The 2529-nt window shown below is 54.2% G+C and carries 1 rRNA gene (running past one end of the window); it reads left to right on the forward strand.

The features are described 5' to 3' along the window. A 23S ribosomal RNA gene (locus C7411_RS36685) occupies window positions 1-2520 on the forward strand (it extends 360 nt beyond the left edge of the window). The last annotated feature ends 9 nt before the right edge of the window (window positions 2521-2529 follow it).

Raw genomic sequence — 2529 nt, forward strand, 5'->3', positions numbered from 1 at the left:
TGTACGAGAAGTAGGGCGGGACACGTGAAATCCTGTCTGAAGATGGGGGGACCATCCTCCAAGGCTAAATACTCGTGATCGACCGATAGTGAACCAGTACCGTGAGGGAAAGGCGAAAAGAACCCCGGGAGGGGAGTGAAACAGATCCTGAAACCGCATGCATACAAACAGTCGGAGCCCCGCAAGGGGTGACGGCGTACCTTTTGTATAATGGGTCAGCGACTTACATTCAGTGGCAAGCTTAACCGAATAGGGCAGGCGTAGCGAAAGCGAGTCCGAACAGGGCGTCCAGTCGCTGGGTGTAGACCCGAAACCAGGTGATCTATCCATGGCCAGGTTGAAGGCACGGTAACACGTGCTGGAGGACCGAACCCACTGACGTTGAAAAGTCAGGGGATGAGCTGTGGATAGGGGTGAAAGGCTAAACAAACCTGGAAATAGCTGGTTCTCTCCGAAAACTATTTAGGTAGTGCCTCGTGTATCACCTTCGGGGGTAGAGCACTGTCATGGTTGATGGGTCCATTGCGGATTACGTCGCCATAGCAAACTCCGAATACCGAAGAGTGCAATCACGGGAGACAGACATCGGGTGCTAACGTCCGGTGTCAAGAGGGAAACAACCCAGACCGCCAGCTAAGGTCCCCAAATATGGCTAAGTGGGAAACGAAGTGGGAAGGCTAAAACAGTCAGGAGGTTGGCTTAGAAGCAGCCACCCTTTAAAGAAAGCGTAATAGCTCACTGATCGAGTCGTCCTGCGCGGAAGATGTAACGGGGCTAAGCCATATACCGAAGCTGCGGATGCACAGCAATGTGCATGGTAGGAGAGCGTTCCGTAAGCCTGCGAAGGTGCGTTGAAAAGCGTGCTGGAGGTATCGGAAGTGCGAATGCTGACATGAGTAGCGATAAAGGGGGTGAAAGGCCCCCTCGCCGTAAGCCCAAGGTTTCCTACGCAACGTTCATCGGCGTAGGGTGAGTCGGCCCCTAAGGCGAGGCAGAAATGCGTAGCTGATGGGAAACAGGTCAATATTCCTGTACCAGTGTGAAATGCGATGGGGGGACGGATCGCGGAAGGTTGTCCGGGTGTTGGAAGTCCCGGTCGCTGCGTTGGAGAAGGTGCTCTGGCAAATCCGGGCACGGGATTCAAGGGCGTGGCGCGAGTCTCTCAGGAGACGAAGCAACTGGAAGGGGTTCCAGGAAAAGCCTCTAAGCTTCAGTTCCACACTGACCGTACCGCAAACCGACACAGGTGGGCGAGATGAGTATTCTAAGGCGCTTGAGAGAACTCGGGAGAAGGAACTCGGCAAATTGGTACCGTAACTTCGGGATAAGGTACGCCCTGGTAGCTTGACTGGCCTGCGCCAGGAGGGTGAAGGGGTTGCAATAAACTGGTGGCTGCGACTGTTTAATAAAAACACAGCACTCTGCAAACACGAAAGTGGACGTATAGGGTGTGACGCCTGCCCGGTGCCGGAAGATTAAATGATGGGGTGCAAGCTCTTGATTGAAGTCCCGGTAAACGGCGGCCGTAACTATAACGGTCCTAAGGTAGCGAAATTCCTTGTCGGGTAAGTTCCGACCTGCACGAATGGCGTAACGATGGCCACACTGTCTCCTCCCGAGACTCAGCGAAGTTGAAGTGTTTGTGATGATGCAATCTCCCCGCGGCTAGACGGAAAGACCCCATGAACCTTTACTGTAGCTTTGCATTGGACTTTGAACCGGTTTGTGTAGGATAGGTGGGAGGCTGTGAAGCGGGAACGCCAGTTTCCGTGGAGCCGTCCTTGAAATACCACCCTGATCTGTTTGAGGTTCTAACCTTGGCCCGTGATCCGGGTCGGGGACAGTGCATGGTAGGCAGTTTGACTGGGGCGGTCTCCTCCCAAAGGGTAACGGAGGAGTACGAAGGTACGCTAGGTACGGTCGGAAATCGTGCTGATAGTGCAATGGCATAAGCGTGCTTGACTGTGAGACCCACAAGTCGAACAGGTGCGAAAGCAGGTCATAGTGATCCGGTGGTTCTGTATGGAAGGGCCATCGCTCAACGGATAAAAGGTACTCTGGGGATAACAGGCTGATACCGCCCAAGAGTTCATATCGACGGCGGTGTTTGGCACCTCGATGTCGGCTCATCTCATCCTGGGGCTGTAGCCGGTCCCAAGGGTATGGCTGTTCGCCATTTAAAGAGGTACGTGAGCTGGGTTTAAAACGTCGTGAGACAGTTTGGTCCCTATCTGCCGTGGGCGCTGGAAGTTTGAGGGGGCCTGCTCCTAGTACGAGAGGACCGGAGTGGACGAACCTCTGGTGTACCGGTTGTCACGCCAGTGGCATCGCCGGGTAGCTATGTTCGGAAGAGATAACCGCTGAAAGCATCTAAGCGGGAAACTCGCCCCAAGATGAGACTTCCCCGGAGCCTCGAGCTCCTTGAAGGGTCGTTCGAGACCAGGACGTTGATAGGTCAGGTGTGCACGTGCAGTAATGCACTGAGCTAACTGATACTAATTGCCCGTAAGGCTTGATCCTATAACAGGT

The sequence above is a fragment of the Paraburkholderia silvatlantica genome, assembly GCF_003096715.1.
Taxonomy (GTDB): Bacteria; Pseudomonadota; Gammaproteobacteria; order Burkholderiales; family Burkholderiaceae; genus Paraburkholderia; species Paraburkholderia silvatlantica.